Below are 21,045 nucleotides of genomic sequence, written 5' to 3' on the forward strand. Positions count from 1 at the left end.
GAGCGTCTTAAGGACAACACGAAAGGAGAAATTCTTCCAGGCGCTCTGAAGTGCGGTGGAGGTTATGCTGGGAAAACGACCTGCAATTGGCCGACCATATCGAACTCTCCGACTTCTTGCGAAACACCCATGGACGGACTTGCGCCTTCCACGCAAAGCCATTCGAAGGCGGCCGCAGTTGGGCTGGCGCGAGGTCGGAACTTCGGCTAATCGCCAGCGACGCGGATGGTGTAGCAGCACACATCGGCATACTACGCCGCTTCATCAAGGTTGGCGAAGCTTTTAGTGGCTGAGCTGGGGCTGTACGGCGTTCGTCCGAATCTTGAGAAGCTCGGATCAGCTTTTCAATGCGCGTTCTGTACCCATGCTGCAGAAGCTGGCCGTTCCATTTGCTTCGGCACGGTTCGGCACGCAATGCGTAACCATGTGGAGAGGTTCTGCAGAGGGGGGCGTGGCGACCATAGTGTCGGGCGTTCGCGTACGGTCGAGCTGCCCAGATGTGCATCCCGACCTGCCGTCCACGCGCCTGGAGGACGTGCTCGTCTTTGTTTCGCCGATTGGACGCTCAATGGACGAGTGGCCCTCCGGCACCCTGATCGACCGCAACGGTCCGGAGCTATGAAACTCCGGGACTGCATATCTGTCCCGAGTGGCTGCGTGGGCGGCACGGTACCAATCCACGTTTCGTGCCGCAGATCATTATGTGCTTGCTCAAAATTGGGCCCCAGCGACGTTCCTCGTCATCGGAGCCTACTCCGCAGACCGGCCGGACTCATCCGGTTCAAGTTGCACAAGCCTAATGGCTAATTTTCGCGACTCAAGGAGTTGAGTCGCGTCCACGTCAAAACAAGTTGAAATGGAAACAAACAGAAATGGCTGATCAACTCACAACGGAAATCATAGAGATAATGAGGAAGCGCGTCGAATCGGAGCGAGCCGAGGGGACGACTGCACCATCCGTCGGCGAAATAACGACTGCGACGGAAGTGACTGGGCTCGGCATCGATTCACTGGGATTAGCGGACGTTCTCTGGGACCTGGAGCAGGCCTACGGCATCAGGATAGAAATGAACACGGCCGAGGCGTGGTCTGATCTCCAAACTGTCGGCGACTGGGTGGAAGCCATCCGCGGCTTGCTTGCTCAGGAGGTGTGAATGGACCGCCGCGTCGTGATTACTGGGATCGGCGGGCTCTGCGGGCTTGGGACCGACGCAGCCTCCATCTGGACAGGGATGCGCGAAGGCCGCTCCGCCATCGGCCCAATCGTCAACTCCGAGCTCCATGAATTGAGGGTCAGGATCGGTGCCGAGATCAAGGCGCTGCCGGAGCATGACATCGTCGGCAAGCAGCTCGTCTCCATGGACCGTTTCAGCCTGCTCGCTGTGATTGCGGCGCGCGAAGCCATGCGTCAGGCCCGACTTTCCTCCAAAGTGGGAAATAGCTATCGCTTCGGTGCGACGGTGGGCGTTGGCGGCTGCGGCTGGGATGCGATCGAGCAAACCTACCGCGCCCTGCTTCTGAGTGGTAAGCGTGCCGCCCTCTTGACTGTACCCAAGGCGATGCCGGGCGCCGCTGCCGGCCAGGTCAGCATGAGTCTCGGCCTGCGCGGGCCGGTCTTCGGCGTCACGTCCGCCTGTTCCTCGGCAAACCATGCGATTGCTTCCGCGGTGGACCAGATCAGGCTCGGCCGGGCCGACGTGATGCTTGCCGGCGGTAGCGAAGCGCCGCTCATATGGGGTGTGCTGAAGGCATGGGAAGCGATCCGCGTGCTTTCGCCCGATACTTGCCGGCCATTCTCGGCCGACCGCCAGGGCCTGTCGCTCGGTGAAGGCGCCGGCATGGCGGTGCTGGAAAGCTACGAGCATGCCGTGGCTCGGGGCGCCACCATCCTTGCCGAAATTGCCGGTGCCGGCCTTTCCGCCGATGCCTCCGACATCGTCGCGCCGACTGTCGAGGGGCCGGAGGCAGCAATGCGCGCCTGCCTTGCCGATGCCGGGCTGAATGCCGAGGATGTCGACTATCTCAACGCGCACGGCACCGGCACCAAGGCCAACGACCAGATCGAAACGGCAGCGATCAAGCGCGTCTTCGGCGCCCATGCCTACAAGCTTTCGGTGTCCTCGACCAAATCGATGCATGCCCACTGCCTCGGCGCGTCCGGCGCGCTGGAAATGATCGCCTGCGTCATGGCGATCCGCGAAGGCATCGTGCCGCCGACCGCCAATTATCGGGAAGCCGATGCCGACTGCGATCTCGACATCACGCCGAACGTGGCCCGCGAGCGCCCGGTGCGCGTGGCACTGAGCAACTCCTTCGCCTTTGGCGGCACGAACGCGGTTCTGGCATTCAGGCAGGTGTAGAAGCCATGAGAGATGCCTTCTGCAAAGTCCTTCCGGTCGCGGCGGCATCGGCGAGGCGATCGCCCGGGTATTGCATGCGCAAGGCGCTATCATCGGCCTGCACGGCACACGCATCGAGAAACTGGAGGCGCTGGCGGCCGAGCTCGGCGAGCGGGTTAGGCTGTTCCCGGCGAACCTTTCCAATCGCGACGAGGTCAACGCGCTCGGCCAGAAGGTCGAGGCCGACCTCGAAGGCGTCGACATTCTCGTCAACAATGCCGGCATCACCAAGGACGGTCTGTTCATACGCATGGCGGACGCCGACTGGGATACGGTGCTCGAAGTCAATCTGACCGCCGTGTTCCGGCTGACCCGCGAACTGACCCATCCGATGATGCGGCGCCGGCATGGCCGCATCATCAACATCACTTCAGTGGTCGGCGTCACCGGCAATCCCGGCCAGACCAACTACTGCGCCTCCAAAGCCGGCATGATCGGCTTTTCCAAATCACTGGCGCAGGAGATCGCCACCCGCAATATCACCGTCAACTGCGTCGCCCCGGGCTTCATCGAATCGGCGATGACCGACAAGCTCAACGACAAGCAGAAAGAGGCGATCATGGCGGCGATCCCGACGCGCCGCATGGGCACCGGTGCCGAGGTCGCCTCTGCCGTCGCCTATCTCGCTTCCAACGAAGCGGCCTACGTCACCGGCCAGACCGTTCATGTCAACGGCGGTATGGCGATGATTTGAGCACGGGATGACCGGAGCCTACCTGTTATGAGGCGGTCGCGACCTACGCAACCACACTACCTGCCACGTGATCTGGGAGTCATTCAGCATCAGGGCCGCCGGCCGCCTATGGCCAAGAAACCACCGGTGGTCGCGGACGAGATTGTGCGTGAGATGGCTTGTTGGCATCACGCGAGGTCTCACCGCCGCGGACTGCGGGGCACGTGCTGCCGCAATGCGGATAAAAACGTTCGCGGCCACTTGTCGTAAATAGTTCACCGCCGAACAATAGCGCAGCCGGGCGACGGCTGCACTCATGGCCGGCTGACTGAGTTTGATGCGGCGTGCCGCCGCCGCGCAAAAGGGAGACTCAAAGCCGGGCCATAGGCCGCTCCAATGGCGGCATGACTACCAGGATTCTTGCGCTGACCGATGCGCTCGGCAGCCAGGACATCGTTTCGATACGGGGGGCGTCGCCCCACTCGTCGACGGTCTCGCCTTCGGCGGGCTACTCGCTGGCCTTCGACGGCAACACCATCATTGCCATCTGAACGAGCGCGGCGCCAAGATCGTCATCTCGCAGCATCCGAGGCGCGCCTTGCCGCTGTCTCTCGATCTCGAACTCTACAAATGGCGTCATCTCATCGAGAACTTCTTCTGCAAACTCAAGGAGTTCACATATTCGCCATGCGAGCTGACAAGACTGACCAGAGCTTCAACGCAATCGCCCATCTCGCAGCCGCCGTCATAAAGTCACGATGGATCTCGACAAGCCTTAGATCAGGGCCAGCCCGAGCTGAAAATCCGGATGCGGTAGCCGACCTGCGGATGAGAGACCGTGGTCTCTGAACTCCACTCCTCGCCTGGTGAGCCTCAAGGGCTCCAAGCGCAACACCTGCCAATCAGCTGATCTCTCGATCTGTCGCCTTCATTCTTGACAGAGAACATGAGGGCGGGCGGTGACAGCCGGAGTAAATCCAGGAGCACCGGGAGCCTCCCGTGGCCGAGATGCCTCCTGAATCATTATTTCTCGCATCCAGATGCTTGCCGGATCGCTATTGTGGAGAGCCGGCCACTGGGCGGCTTCGGTGAAACCGGGAAGCGGCATCGGAAGTTCGACGACCTGAAGGGGAAACGTGTTTTCGAAATGCCTGACCAGCCGGAGGGGCACGGTCGCTATACGAGCTGTGCCGGACACCATAGGCGGGATCATGCTGAAGCCCTGCACGACGACTTCGACACGTCTTTTAAGACCATGCTCAAGCAAGAACCCTTCCTCGATGGAGGGCTTCAGCAAACGTCCGTACCTGACGCAGACGTGCCTCATCGACATGTATCTCTCGAATGTAAGCTGCCGTGGCAGCTGCTTGTTCGTGGGACAGCCTACGCAAACGAGCCTCTCGTTGAACAGCGCCACTCTTGGATGCGCGTTCGACATGAATACATCCGGAGTGACTAAAAAATCGACCTCACCACGCCGGAGGAGCTCATCGGGGCTATCGTCGAGAGGCAGCAATTCGAAGCTGACGGCGGGGGCTTCCCGGGCAACACGCTCCACGACCTTTTCAAAAAACACGAGCGTAGCGAAATCGGAAATCATGATCCTGAAGCGGCGGTCGGATCGAGCTGGGTCAAACGGATCCGACGAAATAATCGAGCCCTGGATGTGCAGGAGAGCCTCGCGAACTGCGGGGGCGAGTGCTTCCGCACGCGGTGTCAGAATGCGTTCGCGGCCGCTCATCGTAAATAGTTCGTCGTGGAAATAGTCACGCAGTCGCGCGACGGCCGCACTCATGGCCGGCTGACTAAGGTTGATGCGGCGTGCCGCCGCCGTGAGGCCGCGCTCACTCAGCAGCGCGTCGAGCACGACGAGAAGGTTCAGATCCAGCCCTTTGAACCGCATGTCGTCAGCTATCCATGGTGTGGATACGTTTGATCGAAACACGATTTTACCGATTTTGCATAACGCCGCATAGGGGAATTCAAGGAAGCGCTAAAGGAAGTTTGTTTATGTTTGCGTTGGCTCCGAAGAGCACTTTCCGGTGTAGGCCTTCCCATGTGCGCCGAACATCAACCAAATTGCATGTTGGTGATCTGCGCAAGCAGCATCGCGTCAGCTCGACGCGACAAGTTCCCCAATGATTCGGCGCTTACCTCAAGAAAACACGAACAAAGATGAGGTCTTTCCATGCGCTCTGACGTGCAGTGGAGGTTGTGCTGGGAAAATGAGTTGTAACTGGCCGACCATATCGAACTCTGCGACTTCTTCCGAAAGACTTATGGACGGACTGGGGCCTCCAACGCAAAGCCATTCGAAGGCGGTCGTAGTTGGGCCGGTGCGAGGCCGGAATTCCGCGCAATCGGCTACGATGCGCATGGCATAGCGGCCCACATTGGCGTGCTGCGCCGCTTCATCAAGGTTGGCGAGGTCGATCTGTTAGTGGCCGAACTGGGGTTGTACGCGGTGCGTCCGGATCTTGAAGGATTTGGAATCAGCTTTTCACTGGGCGTTGTCTATCCAGTACTTCAGCAGCTTGGGGTTCCATTCGTCTTCGGCACGGTTCGGCACGCGATGCGGAACCATGTTGAGAGGTTCTGCCGAACCGGCCTGGCGACCATTGTATCGGACGCTCGCGTACGGTCGACCCGGCCGGAAGTGTATCCCGACCTGCCGCCCACGCGCTTGGAGGACGTGCTTGTCTTCGTTGTGCCGATTGGACGCTCGATGAGCGAGTGGCCGTCCGGCACCCTGATTGATCGGAGTGCCTGTGCCGGCACGGGCTCGCTTGGCACGCCAGGGCATCGGCGTGGTTCCGCAGTTCGACAACCTCGACCTGGAATTCACGGTACGCGAGAACCTGTCGGTGTTCGGGCGCTACTTCGGCATGAGCACAAGCAAGATCAAAGCGGTCATCCCATCTCTCCTCGAGTTCGCCCGCCTCGAGAGCAAGGCGGATGCACGTGTCGCCGAACTATCGGGCGGCATGAAGCGGCGCCTGACGCTGGCACGTGCGCTGATCAACGATCCCCTTCTACTCATAATGGACGAGCCGACCACGGGCCTCGACCCGCACGCGCGACACCTGATCTGGGAGCGCCTGCGATTCCTGCTGGCGCGCGTCAGATTGTCAATCGCTGACTGCGAGGCTTACTTCAAAGCCGCGGACGATTTTTCACGCTCGCGTCGAGCACTCGTTCACGTCGACCAACCTGCACGTCGTCGAATACGAGAGCCTTCTTCACGAACCCGCTGCTTGCTTAGGAAAAGTTTGGGATTTCCTGGGCGCTCCAGCGCTAGAGCTATCTGATCGCGCCACCCTTCGCGCCAGGAAACGCGACCGCTGGACCAAACGGTGCAGAATTTTGATGAGTTGCGGCTCCACTTCGCGGATGGACCTTACGCGCGATTCTTTGACGTCTGACTGGCCTTCGCAGCCAGAAGCGTTCTTCGGTGTCTCCGCCAGCCACACAACGCCGGAGACATGATCCAAATGCACCCTCCATGGCCGCCATGCTGCGCAAAGCCGCCATCCCTTCCAATTTAGTCGTTAGCGTTCACAGACGGTCCTCGTATCCCAGCCCTAGCCCTCGCTTGCCCGTATCTGCAAAGCTCTATTTTTCAGTCCCATAGGGACGAGGTCGAAAGACGTGGATGCTGCTGGACGAGCATCGCCATGGTCCTCGAGACATCATTGCTTGCAGCGGCGACTGCTACTTTGAAGCGCCACTTCGCCGACTTTGGTTCAAGCCGCCGTGAGAGTTTTCATGACAGAAGAAGCCGATAGTAATATCGACACCCTCATCGAACTCACCGCCGATGTCATTCTTTTGCTTTTGGCGCATCTGCGATTGTATCTGACCTGCGCCCATGCCGGCACCCGGTCAAATACCGTATGACCGATCTGTTTCATCAGACCCCAGGCAATCCGCTGCCGGAAAACGCAGCCGGCGGCTTCTTCACCACGCGCGACGGCAAGAAGATCCGCTATGGGCTGTTTGCCGCGGTTAGCCGTCCGTTGACGGGCACCGTGGTCGTCCTGACCGGCCGCAACGAGTCCATCTAGAAGTATTTCGAGACCATTGGCTTGCCGACCGGGCTTTGGCGTGGCAACCCTCGACTGGCGCGGCCAGGGCGCTTCCGACCGGCTGATCGGTGACCGACAGCGCGGTTACGTCCGGAGCTTCTTCGACTATACCGGCGATCTGGAGCAGTTCTTCGAAGAGATCGTGCTGCCCGATTGCCGGGGACCCTACTATATACTGGCCCATTCGACCGGGGCGCTGATTGCGCTGCTCGCTGCGCCCTCGATGGCGAACCGCGTGCGCCGCATGGTGCTGATCGCACCGTTCTTCGCCGTGCCCGACCTGTCGGTTTCGATAAAAACCGTTCGCCGCATCTGTTCGCTGTTCTGTCTTCTCGGCCTCGGCCGGCCCTATGCCGCATGGGGTCCGCCACCAAAGGAATCATGCACGGCTCTCTGGCCGTTCTTGAAGCGCGTTCTGCTGAAGCGATTGTGTCAATGGGCTTCTGTGCCGCGGGCGAAGTTCAGAGCGTCGTCATTTGACCACCGACAAAGCCTGATAGAGGTCGTCAATGATATCCTGTGGATGCTCGAGCCCGACGGAGATGCGCAGCAGCCCCGCCGGCGCCAGCGACTTTGGCCCTTCGACCGAGGCCCGATGTTCGATAAGCGTGTGCGTACCGCCCAGACTTGTGGCCCGCGCCACGATTTTAAGGCCGGCGGCAACCAACATGGCTGCTTCAGCGCCCCCATTTACGACAAAAGAAAACATGCCGCCGTACCCGGACATCTGCGCTGCAGCCAGGGCATGGCCCGGGTCGTGGGGCAATCCCGGATAGAGAACACTGTCAACAGCCGGATGCATGCTGAGCGCTTCGGCCACCTTCTGGGCGCCGTCGCAGTGGGCGCGCATCCGCACCGGAAGGGTTTGGAGCCCGCGCAACGCGAGCCAGCAGTCAAAGGGAGCGGCGACGCTGCCCTTGTGCTTCTGGATCATGCGCAACGGGCGTTCGAACGGCGATGCCTCCGGCACGACAACAATCCCTGCCATCAGATCGGAATGGCCGCCAATGTATTTCGTCGCCGAATGCATCACCGCATCGGCCCCGAGCTCGAACGGGCGCTGGAGGATCGGCGTCGCCCAGGTATTGTCCACCACCGCGGGGGCACCGGCCTCGTGCGCGATTTTGCAAGCCGCCCGGATATCCACGACGCGTATGAGCGGATTGGAGGGGGTCTCGATCCAAACAAGGCCGGTGGGCGCGGCCCCGACGGCTGTGCGCAACGCCCCCAGGTCGCGCATGTCAACGGCGACGAAGTCGAACCGGTGCCCGATGTCGGTCTCCTCGATCAGCGACCGGATGCCGAAATACATGTCGTCCGGCACGACGATGCGATTACCCCTGCTGGGACGCGCCTCGAATACTGCGGTAATCGCGGCCATGCCGGAGGAAAAGGCTACCGCAGCGCAACCCCCTTCGAGCGCCGCCATCGCCGTCTCGAACGCGTGGCGAGTCGGGTTGTCATCCCGGATGTATTCGTAGCCGGAGGGAAAGGATCCGTCCGGACCGCGCTCGAAGGTCGTACTGGGATGCAAAGGGATGGTGACGGCCCCTGTGGAAGGGTCGACATCCCGACCCGCATGTACTGCCTTGGTTTCTATGTGCATCGGAACCTCCTTACGTGGAGTTGAGAAGAAGATTGCAGGGATGACTGGAGCAGCCCGATTTCTCTAGGATGAAGCCCTCCCGCGGCCAAGCTGGCGATCATCACGCTCACGCGCCGAACAATAGGAATAAAGTTCGCCCGAATGGCGATGCTCGCCCGCTCGCCCGATTTGCGGTCGAGCATCCTGCTGAAACGTCATGGCCTTGCCGGCGCCAGGCGGGGCCATCCTTCATCAATCCCTCGGCTCGAGAGGCGCGGCTGAATGGTGTGCACCGGTTATCATAGTCACCATAAGGGATCGAGAACTCTGCCCGGGAACTTGCTCCGATCAACTGTGCCATTTTTTTCATATCTACCCGGTCCAGTGTCCGTGGTTGGCTGTTCACAGTCACACGTGCACGGCCGTTGGCCGTGTCGAGATCTCGTGCGCCTGACCGGGTCTGCACCGGTCAGCAATGCTGGTTACGAGTTCATAGCCGGCCAACACCTCATTCAGCGGTGCCGAGAAATCGAGTGTTGACTCAATGCTGCGACGTGACAGCCACTGAGTAGAGAAACCTAGTTCTGCTTCCTATCCTTCAACAGGAACTGCGCCGAGGTCAGATAGTAGTTTCGGGCGGTAGCGTTGAGTTGGCGTTCGCCCAGTCCGCGTTTCGCTCTCCCCGCTGAAAGTGCGTGTCGGCGGCAGGAACCCTCCCCGCGTGTGCGGCGTCACCCGGCCGTATTCGAGCTGCGTCGCTGCATTGATGAACAGATCATCGGGCAGCTTTGTGCCGAATACGTCGCCGCCGCCGCGTGGCCCCCTTCCGAACTCTGGGTCGGAATCCACCAGCGTCCTATGACTGTAAATTTCCGGACTGTCGTTTCCGGCAAACACCTGCGCGCCGCCCGAATGGTCCGGATGGTTGTGCGTGTAGATGATCGCCCGGACCGGGCGCACCAGGCCATCGCCGAAAGCGTCTACGATCGCCTTCGCGTCAACAGGGTTCGCGGACGAGTCGACAGTGATCGAACCGCGGTCGCCCTGAATCAGCGTGACATTGCTTGCCGAGTACCCCACCGCGGCAAAAACGCCGTCCGTGACTTCGATGACTTCCTTCCGGAACTCTGCCGAACTTGCACGCAGTTGCTCACGGCCGGCAAACTCACCTGCCAATGCGGGCGACGACAGACCCAGATCTGACACGACCATCATAGCATTCTTCCTCACGGCTCCACGAATCGAGTGACGTGAACCAGCGATGTCCGGTCCACGCTTCGGGGCAGCGTCGCAGCCCGACCGGCATCACCACTGCCCGGACACTGGCCTGATAGACAGAGCCAGTTTTGGCGAGTCTTCCTGATCCAGTTGGCGATTCCGCGACGGCTCGGCGGCGTCCCCGAAAACACATCCCCGACCGCACGCCACTGGAAGTGTGGGAGGTGCTCTCGGATGCCGAACTGCTGCCGCTCTGGTGGGGTGACGTCTACAAGGAAGTGGTGCCGCTGGACAGGAAGGGAAAGGCGACCGTTGGCTCACGCGCCAAAGCACGGGCTCGCGGCGCCCTGCCCTATGAGCTGAACTTCATCATCGAGGCAGCGGAACTCGACCCCGGCCGGCTGGTGGTGGTCAAAACCCTCGGCGATTTCGACGGGCTGTGGCGAGCGGAATTGTCTCTGTCGGGCACCGGCACCCATGTGCAGTTGACCTGGCAGGTCACGGTCGGGAGGCCGATCCTCAAATTCCTCGCACCGTCGCTACGCCCGGCCTTCGCCTGGAACCATCGCTGGACAACGCCGCGCGGCGAAGCCGGCCTGCGACGCAATCTTAGGGCGCGGAAAACAGCGCCTCGGCCTGACTTCACCAATTGCGGTTGAGCCATTCGCGCGATGGTCGCTCGATGACGTAGTAGCTGCAGAGCGCGCAAGCGAAGACGCCGGCCAGCATCGGGATCGGCGCGCTGCCTTGCTCATAAACGAATTTGTAGAAAGGCTGCTGCCACAGATAGAGCGAATACGACCACAGCCCCAGCGTCGCCATCGGCCAGGAAGACAGCAACCCGGTCAGATGCCGGGAGCTGAAATCGAGCGCGTTGACGGCCAGCGCCAGCAGCGGCACCGCGAACAGATAGTGGATCGGCGTCGGCACCGGATCGAGGAACAGCACAATCGCGCAGATCGATGCTGCCAGTGCCACGTACTTGCCTCTGAAGACCGCCGGCAGCCTGTTATCGGCCTTGAGCAGGCAGATCGAAGCCGACAGCAGGATCGAGGCGATATGCACATCGGTGCGCCAATAGGTGGTTTCGTAGTCCATCCCGAACACCCAGTACGAAACCGCGCCGTTGGCCATGGCAAGCAAGGCCAACGCCAACAGCAGCAGGATGACGCGGGAGCGGCTTGAAACGATGACGCTGATCAGCGCCAGGATGATATAGGCGTGCTCCTCGATGCAGAGCGAGCAGATATGGTCGAGCGCCCCCGCCCGCGTAACGAGAATGCCGGCATAATTGTAAGGGAATGTCAGCGCGGTCAGCGCCGCCTTCCATTTGAAGGCGATGAATGTACCGGAGAGCGCAATCGTCGCAACGACGACGACAACCAGAAGAGCCGGGTAGATGCGGGAGAAGCGGCGTTTGAAGAACTTCTTCAGCGGATAGCGCTCGACAAACAGAATCTCGCCCATCAGCCGGCCGCTGAGCACGAAGAGACACCCAGCACCCCGAGATTGATTCCGGGAACGGGAAAGAAATGGCCTATCAGCACCAGGGCGATCGACAGGCCGCGCCAACCGTCGAGATAGGCTAGCCTTGTTCTGGCCGACCTGTCGGCGACGGATCGGGATGGGACGACATGCGCCGCGGAGATGTCGGTCATGCTGATCCTTTCGCATTGGTCACGCGAAAGGGCACAGCGGTATGCATTCCGAACCCGACTCGCATTCCCGCCCGAAATCATATTGCAGTGCAAGATAAGTTTGTGCAAGTGCGAGATTGCCGCCGGGGCAGTTTCAGGGGCAGTACGCGGCCGGAACTGCCTCAAGCAAAGGAGGCTAGCTAGGTGGCGTCGCCAGGCGAACAATATGCGGGAATAGAACCAATCCAAAGAAATATTTTGTTGGTATTTTCGTTGGATAAGATCGCCGGGGGCGAATAGTCAACTATCTGGAAACAAAAGCAGATTTCCTTCACTTGGATTCCGCCTCTGGGCACCATCACCATCCTGGTCCATTCCGGACACACGGGTTACAGTTTATACCGGAGACATGGGTAACACTCGCGCGTCGGCAAGCGAGACGCACTGCCGTTGATTTCCGGACGTTTCCTGCGACTATCGGCAAGTCCATGCAACCCGAACGCAGTCCGCGCGCGGAGTCGAAACAGTGTCCCCCGAGCATTCAGATTACGTCTTCATCGACCTCGTGCCGGAGCAGTTTGGCCCATCGGAAACGGTCGTCGCGCGATATGCCGGACTTGTCGCCAAGGCCTTTCGCTACCGATCTGGCGTCGCCGGCCTTCGGATCAGCTGCGAAAAGGGCGAAATCGTCATGCTGCCGTTCCAGGGGCAGCAAATCTGGGACGCAACGTTTCTCGGCCGCTCCTTGACCATGCGCTCGATGTTCGACGAGCCGGTTGCCACCCGCGACTATCTCTCCAACTACGGCGCGTTCTTCCTTCACTGCGGTGCAACCGCGATGGGTAACCCGGCTCCGAATGACAGCCACCCGCTTCACGGCGACCTGCCCAATGCGCCCTACAGAGATGTGCAACTCATAGTCGGGGATAATTCGGAAGGGCCTTTCATGGCCCTGACCGGCCGCTGCCGCCAGACCGTCGCCTTCAGCCACGACTATGTGATGAAGCCGACCGTGCTGCTGCAGCGCGATGCCACCAGCGTGGCCGTCGACATCGTCATCGAGAACCGGAAGCACTCGCCCATGGAACTGATGTATCTGGCGCACATCAATTTCAGGCCGGCGGATGGCGGGCGTCTGGTCGACAGCGTGGCCGATGATCGCACCGACATCGTCGTGCGCCAGGTGCTTCCACCCTTTTTCACGCCGAGCGAAAACTACCTTGCCTACCGCGATGCGATCGTCGCCGATCCGTCGCGGCATCGCAAATTGACCAAAGGCGAGCCGGTCGATCCCGAACTCGTGCTGACGATGAAGGCGAAGGCGGATACCGAGGGCTGGGCGCACGCCTTGCAGATCCATCCAGACCAGACGGCGGATTTCGTCAGCTTTCGTCCCGCCGAGCTCAACTATGCCGTTCGCTGGATCACGCGCGGCGCCGACCAGGATGCACTTGGGCTGGTACTGCCAGCGACCGCCGAGCCCGACGGCTATCTCGCGGCCAAGGAAAGGGGCCGCCTGGTTGTTGTCGCTCCGGGGGAAGCATTCCGCTGTGCCCTGCGCTTTGGCGCGATGAACAGGGACGCAGCCGCAAAACAAGAGCAGGCCATCGCGAAGATGAGGGGCTGAAGGCGCCTGGCCGGTGCCGGAACGGGTCCAAAGAGTTCAGCCTGATGGGATCGCTCCCGACACGTCACAGATCGCCGAGCGAAATCACTTTGCTCGCGTCGGGTTGCCAGCGGATTTGATTTGCTTGGTGATCCCCCATCCTTAGGGCAAACTGCCTGTCGGGGCTGCAGGAGGAGAAATGAGAGCACGCGCAGCAACGCTCGGGGATCTGGAGGACGTCTTTCGTGATCTGTCCAAGCGGATGTCGGACGAGTACGCGGCGGCGGGCAAGGACAGCAAGATCGCCTACGACAATCTGATGATGAACTTGAAGGAAGGCCGCGCTCACGCGCTTGTCGAGGGCGAGAAGGTCGTGGCGATCATCGCCTGGCATGAGAACGGCGACGCAGCCGATACGCTGTTCGCCGCGCAGGAGGATTTCTTCCGGGCCTCCACCGTCCGTTTCTGCAAGCAGCACATTCGCCACATTCAGGCGCTTGCCGGCAACCTTCCGATCCATTCGCGCAGCTGGCTCCCGGGACCTGACGTCGCCAGATGGTTTCGCGTGATCGGCTACATCGAGCAGGGTCGGGAGAATGGAGCCACTCTATTCGAACTGCCGCCGGTTCGCTCCAGCTAAGGAACCCTGGCTGGTAGAGGTCTTCCTCCTTGCCGCAAACGCGGCCTGCACCATCGCCCGCGCAAATTCATCGATACGGGTCACCGTCTTCGGCTCCAGGCTAGGCGGGCTTATGGACTGCTCAGCAAGCTGCTTGCGCCAGGCGTCGATTGGCGGGATGTTATAGGAGGGCAACCGGGGGCAAACCGGCACGCCGAGATCGATATGGCTGCTGGAAAATGTCGCGAGCTTGCTTCGCCTTTCTTGCCTTTGTTGCCTTGATGAAGCCGGTAGAGGCAGGCGAGCGGATGTCTCATCTGCTTGACCGCTCCAGCCTGACGACGGCCTATTTTCGCCAAGCGGATCTTGTGACCGCATACACTACCGCAATGGCGCGTTTCCGTCTGCAGCTCGCAGGGCGCACCGGCGAAGCCAACCTTGCCGTTCCTCTCGAACCGCTGCTTTTGCGGACGGAATTCCGTGCGCGGACATGGCGCTCGGCGGATGGCAGCCTATTGCAAGGCTTCGCCGGCAAGGGCGGCTTCCGGCTGACTGTCGGGAACTGCCTGGCGCGCATCTGTGCTGCCAGCGAATGCAGCGATGCCGGTTGGCCCGTTTATACCTGCAGCGACGGAGGCAAGCGCAAGATGTCCCTCACGGATTTTGTGACGGCAAGCTTCGGCGGCGTCTCTTACCGTCGATTGAGCGCCTCCCCTTCACAGGAATGATGGCGCGAGGCGCCGACCATCTTGCTGAGTCAGGCATTCGGCAAAGAGCGGTATCCTTTTCCCTCACCGCAAACGCTGCCTGCACCGCACGGTTGACCGTCACCGGCAGCATAGACATGCGGTTCTCGCCGGCATGCAGCTCTGGCGTGCACGCCAGGGAAGGTGCCAAGGCGCTCCGCCATTGCCCGCGCTGATTCGTCAGTGCGTGTCAGAGCAATGCCGGGAGCGGCGATGAGAGCGGCCGGAATCTGGCGCGGAAAGATCGCGGCCGCGCAACTCGTTGACGCTAGCGGCAAGGCGATTCGGCCCGTCACGCCCCCTGTGCGACGTCACGCCCCACTGAAAATCTCCATCGGTGCCGCCAACCCCACCCGGCATCATCTTTCTTCCACGAATAGGCGCCATATTAATGGTACACGGTCGCCTTCAGGCAGGCGCGCCTTGGGTTGCCTTGGACAAAAAAGACGATAGGGCAGGAACCAAAAAGCAGGCTGCAGGCTTCGGTCGGAAGGTGTTGAAGACCGTGCCGAACGCATCAAGCGCAGTGCGATCGGGTTGCGCTCGGCAAGGCTTGATGATTTGTTGCCGCTATACGGAGAACGAATGATGCGAGAGCCTGTCGGTCAAGACGAATATGGGTCGACCAGCCCCTTCGACCCGGACGACCTTTCGAGGTTGAACGCGATCGGTCCAAGCATGGGAAGCGGCAACGATTTCGAGAAGTACGCCGTCGCGGTGATCATCGTGTTCGGCGCACTGATCATTGGCGGGCTGATGGCGGCGTCGATGACCTTCGGGCACCGCAATGGCTTCCTCTACGCGCTTGGCGGCGCCACGTCAGCCTGGATATCCGGAAACGCGCTGCTGCTCGACCGGCCGCGCATCTATGCGCTGTTCGTCGGCATCGCGGCCCTGATGCTGGTTGCGTCGACCATCACGCTGGTCTTGTGACGATCCCCTGGAGCAGCGGGCGATCAACCCCAATCGCCGCGCTCCAGCCTTTCCGATCCTAATATCCCAGCGCCTCGCCTGACGCGGCGCGGCTGTCGATGGCGCCATTGTAGCGGGCGCCGCCACCCTTCTCGATTTCCGCCAGGCTCTTGCCGCCGACCAGTATGCCGGCCGCCTGGCCCCAGGTCGCGTCGCTTGGATCGAGGTGGTAGCCCATGCCGGCGAGCAGCTTTTCGGTGTCCGGCGAGAGTCCAAACGGCTCGATGTAAACCGTGTCGGGCAACCACTGGTGGTGGATGCGCGGCGCGTCGATCGCCTCCTGGATGTTCATGCCGTGATCGATGACGTTGACGATGGCCTCCAGTGTGATGGTGATGATGCGCGAGCCACCCGGGCTGCCAATGACCATGAACGGCTTGCCATCCTTGGCCACGACTGTCGGGCTCATCGATGACAGGGGGGTCTTTTTCGGCTGGATGGCGTTGGCCTCGCCCTGGACCAGACCATAGAGGTTGGGCACGCCGGGCTTCTGGGTGAAATCGTCCATCTCGTTGTTGAGCAGGATGCCGGTGCCATCGGCGACGACGCCGGCGCCGAAGGAACCGTTCAGCGTATAGGTGACGGCGACCGCGTTGCCGTCATTGTCGATGATCGAATAATGCGTGGTCTCCTTGCTCTCGCCAAAGCCCTTCGGCATCAGATCCTTCGACACGCCAGCCCGGAACGGATCGATCTTTTCCCGGATGTCCTTGGCATAGGTCTTGTCCAGGAGTTTCGAGACCGGATTGTCGACGAAATCGGGATCGCCGAGCGCCGAATTGCGGTCGACATAGGCATGGCGCATCGCCTCGACCATGACATGGACGGTCTCGGCCGAGCCGGCGCCGAGATAAGACAACGGATAGCCCTCCAGCACGTTGAGGATTTCGCAGATGATGACGCCGCCGGAGCTCGGCGGCGGCGAGGATGTGATCTCGTAGCCGCGATAGGAGCAGGTCACCGGCTTGAGTTCACGGACCGCATATTGCTCGAAATCCTGCCGGGCCAGGATGCCGCCCTTGGCGCCGCTCGCCTTGACGATGGCGTCCGCAATGGCGCCTTTGTAGAACGCATCAGGGCCTTTTTCGGAAATGGCGGCGAGCGAGGCGGCAAGATCGGGTTGAACAAGGCGCTCGCCAATGGCGTAGCTCTTGCCATCCGGCTTCAGGAAGATAGCGGCAGCGGCAGGATCCTTGGCCAGCCGGGCGGCGCTGCTGGAAAAGGAGGCTGCGTCACCCTGATTGAGGGTGAACCCGTCCTTGGCATAGCTGATTGCCGGCGCCATAAGGTCTTGCCGGGACAAAGTGCCATATTTTTCGCGCGCCATCTCGAAACCAGCCACCGAACCAGGCACGCCGACGGCGAGATAGCCGTCCAGACTGGCACCCTTCACCGGGTTGCCGTCCTTGTCGAGATACATGGTTTTGGTCGCCGCCAGCGGCGCGCGCTCGCGGAAATCGAGGAAGGTCGATTTGCCATCCTTGAAACGGATGGTCATGAAGCCGCCGCCGCCGATATTGCCGGCATTGGGGTAGACGACGGCGAGCGCATAGCCAACGGCCACCGCCGCATCGACGGCATTGCCGCCCTTCTTCAGGACTTCGACGCCCACTTCCGATGCCAGATGCTGGGCCGTCACCACCATTCCGTGCTCGCCCTTCGCCGGCGCCGGAGAAGCCGCGAAGACACTCGTCAACGGCGCGAAGGCAAAGGTGATGGAAAGACTGGCGGCGATCAATGTTCGACGGGTGAGATACATGGCGGGTTCTCCGGGCGGGGGACGCCTAGAAGACCCTCTCGGACCAATCGAGTCCATTCACAAAATGGCCACCTCACGAAGCAAACCGGAGAGGCAATATGGGCTGAGAGTTCGCCTACACAATGCCGCCGGAGCCACCGGCGACCGCCGGGCGTTCCGCCGCGACCTTGGCGCGGTAGCCCGCCGCGCGGTAAGCGGCGACCGGGTCGATGGCGCCGCCGGTTTTCAGCCGCGCCATGGCAAGGATCGGCTCGACATCGGTGCGGTAGGCGGCTTTCAGCGTCTGCGTCGCCATCAGCGCGTCATTGCCGTCCTGGAAGCCTTCCAGCGCCTTGCGGTCGACCAGCAGTGCCTGTGCATAGGCGCGCTGCACCTCGACCGCCGACAGCATCAGGCTTTCGATCGGATCGGTGACGTTGTGGCTCTGGTCGAGCATGTGTGCCGGATCAAAACCCTCGGCACCGGAAAGCTCGGCATCGACCAGTTCGTTGAAGACGAGGAACAGCCGGTAGGGATCGATCGAACCGGCATCGAGATCGTCGTCGCCATATTTCGAATCGTTGAAATGGAAGCCGCCGAGTTTCCTGAACTGGATCAGCCGCGACACGATCATCTCGATGTTGACGTTGGGCGCATGGTGGCCAAGGTCGACCAGGCAGAACGCCTTGTCGCCCAGCTCCTTCGCAATCAGGTAATTGGTGCCCCAGTCCTGCACGACAGTGGAATAGAAGGCCGGCTCGTACATCTTGTGCTCGGTGAACAGCTTCCAGTCCGCGGGCAGGCCGGCATAGATCTCCTTCATGGCGTCGAGATAGCGCTCGAAGGCCCTGGCGAAATTGACCTGGCCGGGGAAGTTCGAACCGTCGCCGATCCACACCGTCAGCGCCTTGGAGCCCAGCGTCTTGCCGATCTCGATGCATTCGAGATTGTGCTCGACCGCTTGCCGGCGCGTCCCGGCGTCGGCATGCGACAGCGAGCCGAATTTGTAGGAGAGCTTCTGGTCCTTCGCATCCGAGAAGGTGTTGGAGTTCATGGCATCGAAACCGAGGCCGAAACGCGAGGCGGCCTGTTTCAGCCGGTTCGGGTCGGCCTTGTCCCACGGAATGTGCAAGGAGACGGTCGGGGTCGCCTGCGTCAGTTGCTGGATGACGGCGCAGTCCTCGATCTTGTCGAAGATGTCACGCGGCTCGCCGGCTCCAGGAAAGCGGGCAAAGCGGGTGCCGCCGGTACCGACGCCCCAGGAGGGAATAGCCACCGCGAATTTTTCGACCTTGTCGCGGATGGCATCGATGGCAATGCCGCGACGGTCGAGCCGTTCGCCAAGCGAGGCGTAGTCGCGCTCGAGGTCAGCCTTGCGCGCGGCATTGTCCTTGTCGACGACATCGGCGGAAATGATGGTTTCGGACACTGAGGTTTCCTCCCAAAATGCAGCTTTACCCTCCCCCTTGTGGGGAGGGTGGCCCGCAGGGCCGGGTGGGGGGACCCCCGCCCCGGCAAGCACTCACCGCTTCGCGGCGATTGCCTGCCGACCCTCCCCACAAGGGGGAGGGTAAGAAATTATCGCGTAAAGCTCTGCGCGTTGCCCGCGTCGACATTGATGATGTTGCCGGTGGACTTGGCCGACATGTCCGAGGCGAAGAAATAGATCGCTTCGGCGATGTCTTCGGGAAACACCGAACGCTTCAGCATCGAGCGTGAGCGGTAATGCTCCTCCAGATCGTCGGTCGACATCTTGTAGGCTGCGGCGCGCTGTTCTTTCCACTCGCCGGTCCAGATCTTCGAGCCGCGCAGCACGGCGTCCGGATTGACGACGTTGACCCTGATCTGCGCTTCCGCGCCTTCCAGCGCCAGGCAGCGCGCCAGATGGATTTCGGCGGCCTTGGCCGTGCAATAGGCGGCGGCGTTGGGCGATGCGGCGAGGCCGTTCTTGGAGGCGACGAAGACGACGTTGCCGCCGATCTTCTGCACCCGGAACAGCCTGAACGCCTCCCTGGAGACCAGGAAATAGCCGGTCGACAGGATGTCCATGTTCTTGTTCCAAAGCGCCAGCGTCGTCTCCTCGATCGGCGCCGAGGAGGCGAGACCGGCATTCGACACCAGAATGTCGATGCCACCGAACTCGACCGCCATCTCGGCGAAGCCGGAGATGACCTGGTCCTCCGAGGTGACGTTGATCACCACCGGTCGCACGAAATCCTTGCCGTAGGCCTTGGCCAGTTCGTCATTGGCGCTGGCGAGCGCTGCCTCGTCGATATCGGCCAGCACGACGCAGGCGCCCTCGCGCAGCAGGCGGCTGGCGGTCGCGCGGCCGATGCCGCCGGCGCCACCGGTGACCAGCGCGATCTGGCCGGCGAGCGCCTTCGGCTTCGGCATGCGCTGCAGCTTCAAATCCTCGAGCAGCCAGTATTCGATGTCGAAGGCTTCCTGGGCGGGCAGGCCGACATAGGACGAGACGGTGGAGGCGCCGCGCATGACGTTGATGGCGTTGACGTAGAACTCACCCGAAATGCGCGCCGTCGCCTTGTCGCCGGCGAAGGTGAACATGCCAACGCCGGGCATCAGATAGACCACGGCATTGGGATCGCGGATGGCCGGCGAGTCGGCATGCTTGCAGCTGTCGTAATAGGCCTGGTAGCCGACACGATAGGCAGCAATGTCGTCGGCAAGGCGGGCAATGACCGCATCGACGTCGGGCTTTGCCGGATCGAACTCGATGACCAGCGGCCGGATCTTGGTACGCAGGAAATGGTCCGGGCACGACGTGCCGAGTGCGGCCAGCGGCCGCAAATCCCTGGAGTTGACGAATTCGAGCACGGCGGGCTGGTCGTCGAAATGACCGAGCTTGTGGCTCTTCTCCGAAATCAGGCCGCGGATTTTCGGCATCAGTTTCGCGGCGACGGCGCGGCGTGCGGCGGCGTCGAGCGACTTGACCGCTTCGCCACCAAAAATGGGGAGGCCCTCTGACCGGCGCTCGAACCATTCGATCGCCTGATTGATCACCGAGATCGTCGTCTCGTAGCATTCCCGAGGCGTGTCACCCCAGGTGAACAGGCCGTGGCTTTCCAGGATCACACCTTTGGCGTCTGGATGTTCGAGGCAGAATTTCTCCAGCCACAGGCCGAGTTCGAAGCCCGGACGCTTCCAGGGCAGCCAGCCTATGGCGTCGCCGAAGATCTCCCTGGTCAGCGCCTTGGAATCCTTCGCGGCGGCAATCGCAATGATCGCGTCGGGATGCATGTGGTCGACAAAAGGCTTCGGCACGAAGGCATGCAGCGGCGTGTCGATCGAGGCCGCGCGCGGATTGAGGTTGAAGGTGCAGTGCGGCAGGAAGCCGACCATCTCGTCTTCATGCGCGAGGCCGCGATAGAGGCCCTTCAGTGCGCGCAATTTGTCCATGTAGAGCGTGGCAAAGCCGTCGAGGCTGATCGAGGCGCTGTCGCCGCCCGAGCCCTTGACCCAAAGCACTTCAACGTTCTCGCCCGTGAGCGGGTCTTTCTGCCAGATCTTCGAGGACGTGTTGCCGCCGCCATAGTTGGTGACGCGCTTGTCGGAGCCAAGCACATTCGAGCGGTAGACGAGCCGTTCCGGCTCGCTCATCGCTTGAGCCTTGGCCTCGTCCCACAGATTGGCGAGGCGCGCGCCGGTGCGCTTGTCGAGCATAGATATCCTCCCTGGGACGCAAAAAGCCGCAGTCCATTTTGCCGGGAATGTCTACGCAAGCTGGCCGCTTGTCAATCACAAACGAT

19 protein-coding genes and 5 pseudogenes are annotated in these 21,045 nt (G+C 61.4%); 15 read left to right on the forward strand and 9 right to left on the reverse strand.

From position 1 onward, the window contains the following. Positions 1-50: 50 nt before the first annotated feature. From AC56QP_RS13735 to fabG, 5 genes and pseudogenes are all read left to right on the forward strand, one after another. Positions 51-294: pseudogene (locus AC56QP_RS13735) on the forward strand (GNAT family protein); the annotation flags it as partial. Positions 295-364: 70 nt separating this feature from the next. After that, positions 365-622, forward strand: a complete 258-nt coding sequence (locus tag AC56QP_RS13740) for a GNAT family protein (protein WP_497100447.1) — start codon at positions 365-367, stop codon at positions 620-622. Positions 623-872: 250 nt separating this feature from the next. Continuing rightward, complete coding sequence (locus AC56QP_RS13745; protein ID WP_489859443.1) at positions 873-1,154, forward strand: acyl carrier protein; 282 nt, start codon at positions 873-875, stop codon at positions 1,152-1,154. Continuing rightward, on the forward strand, positions 1,155-2,360 hold the full coding sequence (locus tag AC56QP_RS13750; RefSeq protein ID WP_489859442.1) for a beta-ketoacyl-[acyl-carrier-protein] synthase family protein: 1,206 nt from the start codon (positions 1,155-1,157) through the stop codon (positions 2,358-2,360). A 19-nt stretch (positions 2,361-2,379) separates the two neighbouring features. Then, entirely contained in the window at positions 2,380-3,093 is a 714-nt protein-coding gene (fabG, locus tag AC56QP_RS13755; RefSeq protein ID WP_489863606.1) for a 3-oxoacyl-[acyl-carrier-protein] reductase, read from the forward strand. Positions 3,094-3,280: 187 nt separating this feature from the next. On the opposite strand, the pseudogene AC56QP_RS13760 reads toward fabG, so the two are convergent. Next, positions 3,281-3,426 (reverse strand): annotated as a pseudogene (locus AC56QP_RS13760) (LysR family transcriptional regulator); the annotation flags it as partial. Between the two features lie 50 nt (positions 3,427-3,476). Between AC56QP_RS13760 and AC56QP_RS13765 the strand changes: the two are divergent. Continuing rightward, a complete protein-coding gene (locus AC56QP_RS13765) occupies positions 3,477-3,623 on the forward strand; it encodes a hypothetical protein (protein WP_489859441.1) in 147 nt (48 codons plus the stop codon). 377 nt (positions 3,624-4,000) lie between these two features. On the opposite strand, the gene AC56QP_RS13770 is transcribed toward AC56QP_RS13765, so the two are convergent. Continuing rightward, a complete protein-coding gene (locus AC56QP_RS13770) occupies positions 4,001-4,975 on the reverse strand; it encodes a LysR family transcriptional regulator (RefSeq protein WP_489859440.1) in 975 nt (324 codons plus the stop codon). Between the two features lie 333 nt (positions 4,976-5,308). Between AC56QP_RS13770 and AC56QP_RS13775 the strand changes: the two are divergent. From AC56QP_RS13775 to AC56QP_RS13790, 4 genes and pseudogenes are all read left to right on the forward strand, one after another. Beyond that, positions 5,309-5,836: pseudogene (locus AC56QP_RS13775) on the forward strand (NodA family N-acyltransferase); the annotation flags it as partial. Further along, positions 5,826-6,494, forward strand: a pseudogene (locus tag AC56QP_RS13780) (ATP-binding cassette domain-containing protein). The pseudogenes AC56QP_RS13775 and AC56QP_RS13780, both read left to right, overlap by 11 nt. 343 nt (positions 6,495-6,837) lie before the next feature. Then, a complete protein-coding gene (locus tag AC56QP_RS13785) occupies positions 6,838-6,969 on the forward strand; it encodes a hypothetical protein (protein WP_489859439.1) in 132 nt (43 codons plus the stop codon). Beyond that, a pseudogene (locus AC56QP_RS13790) lies at positions 6,966-7,599 on the forward strand (alpha/beta hydrolase); the annotation flags it as partial. The gene AC56QP_RS13785 and the pseudogene AC56QP_RS13790, both read left to right, overlap by 4 nt. A 30-nt stretch (positions 7,600-7,629) precedes the next feature. On the opposite strand, the gene AC56QP_RS13795 reads toward AC56QP_RS13790, so the two are convergent. After that, positions 7,630-8,763 carry a trans-sulfuration enzyme family protein gene (locus AC56QP_RS13795; protein WP_489859438.1) on the reverse strand — a complete coding sequence of 378 codons (1,134 nt, stop codon included), beginning with the start codon at positions 8,761-8,763 and terminating at the stop codon, positions 7,630-7,632. Positions 8,764-9,333: 570 nt separating this feature from the next. Beyond that, positions 9,334-9,957, reverse strand: coding sequence for an MBL fold metallo-hydrolase (locus tag AC56QP_RS13800; RefSeq protein ID WP_489859437.1), 624 nt, complete (start codon positions 9,955-9,957; stop codon positions 9,334-9,336). A gap of 194 nt (positions 9,958-10,151) precedes the next feature. Here AC56QP_RS13800 and AC56QP_RS13805 point away from each other — a divergent pair, with 194 nt between their 5' ends. Continuing rightward, positions 10,152-10,619: an SRPBCC family protein gene (locus AC56QP_RS13805; RefSeq protein WP_497101039.1), complete on the forward strand. Its 468-nt coding sequence runs from the start codon at positions 10,152-10,154 to the stop codon at positions 10,617-10,619. Here AC56QP_RS13805 and AC56QP_RS13810 read toward each other — a convergent pair. Both AC56QP_RS13810 and AC56QP_RS13815 read right to left on the reverse strand, forming a co-directional pair. Further along, a complete protein-coding gene (locus tag AC56QP_RS13810) occupies positions 10,603-11,445 on the reverse strand; it encodes an acyltransferase family protein (protein WP_489859435.1) in 843 nt (280 codons plus the stop codon). The genes AC56QP_RS13805 and AC56QP_RS13810 overlap by 17 nt on opposite strands. After that, a complete protein-coding gene (locus tag AC56QP_RS13815; protein WP_489859434.1) occupies positions 11,427-11,618 on the reverse strand; it encodes a hypothetical protein in 192 nt (63 codons plus the stop codon). The genes AC56QP_RS13810 and AC56QP_RS13815 overlap by 19 nt, the downstream gene beginning before the upstream one ends. Positions 11,619-12,123: 505 nt before the next feature. Here AC56QP_RS13815 and AC56QP_RS13820 point away from each other — a divergent pair. The 4 genes from AC56QP_RS13820 to AC56QP_RS13835 all read left to right on the forward strand — a co-directional run bounded on the left by AC56QP_RS13820 (position 12,124) and on the right by AC56QP_RS13835 (position 15,501). After that, entirely contained in the window at positions 12,124-13,224 is a 1,101-nt protein-coding gene (locus AC56QP_RS13820; RefSeq protein ID WP_497100446.1) for a DUF4432 family protein, read from the forward strand. 178 nt (positions 13,225-13,402) lie between these two features. After that, positions 13,403-13,843 (forward strand): hypothetical protein, encoded by a 441-nt coding sequence (locus tag AC56QP_RS13825; protein ID WP_489859432.1) that lies wholly within the window; start codon positions 13,403-13,405, stop codon positions 13,841-13,843. A 218-nt stretch (positions 13,844-14,061) separates the two neighbouring features. Then, positions 14,062-14,550 carry a hypothetical protein gene (locus AC56QP_RS13830; protein WP_489859431.1) on the forward strand — a complete coding sequence of 163 codons (489 nt, stop codon included), beginning with the start codon at positions 14,062-14,064 and terminating at the stop codon, positions 14,548-14,550. A gap of 603 nt (positions 14,551-15,153) precedes the next feature. Continuing rightward, the gene (locus AC56QP_RS13835; protein ID WP_489859430.1) at positions 15,154-15,501 is read left to right on the forward strand and encodes a hypothetical protein; all 348 of its coding nucleotides are present in this window, start codon (positions 15,154-15,156) and stop codon (positions 15,499-15,501) included. Positions 15,502-15,559: 58 nt separating this feature from the next. Here the strand turns inward: AC56QP_RS13835 and ggt are convergent, their stop codons facing one another. The 3 genes from ggt to AC56QP_RS13850 all read right to left on the reverse strand — a co-directional run bounded on the left by ggt (position 15,560) and on the right by AC56QP_RS13850 (position 20,959). After that, a complete protein-coding gene (gene ggt, locus AC56QP_RS13840; protein ID WP_497100445.1) occupies positions 15,560-17,299 on the reverse strand; it encodes a gamma-glutamyltransferase in 1,740 nt (579 codons plus the stop codon). Positions 17,300-17,414: 115 nt separating this feature from the next. Next, a complete protein-coding gene (gene rhaI / locus AC56QP_RS13845; protein WP_489859429.1) occupies positions 17,415-18,707 on the reverse strand; it encodes an L-rhamnose catabolism isomerase in 1,293 nt (430 codons plus the stop codon). Positions 18,708-18,856: 149 nt separating this feature from the next. Further along, complete coding sequence (locus tag AC56QP_RS13850) at positions 18,857-20,959, reverse strand: bifunctional rhamnulose-1-phosphate aldolase/short-chain dehydrogenase (RefSeq protein WP_489859428.1); 2,103 nt, start codon at positions 20,957-20,959, stop codon at positions 18,857-18,859. Positions 20,960-21,045 lie beyond the last annotated feature (86 nt).

The sequence above is a fragment of the Mesorhizobium sp. RCAM 05104 genome (assembly GCF_059683645.1).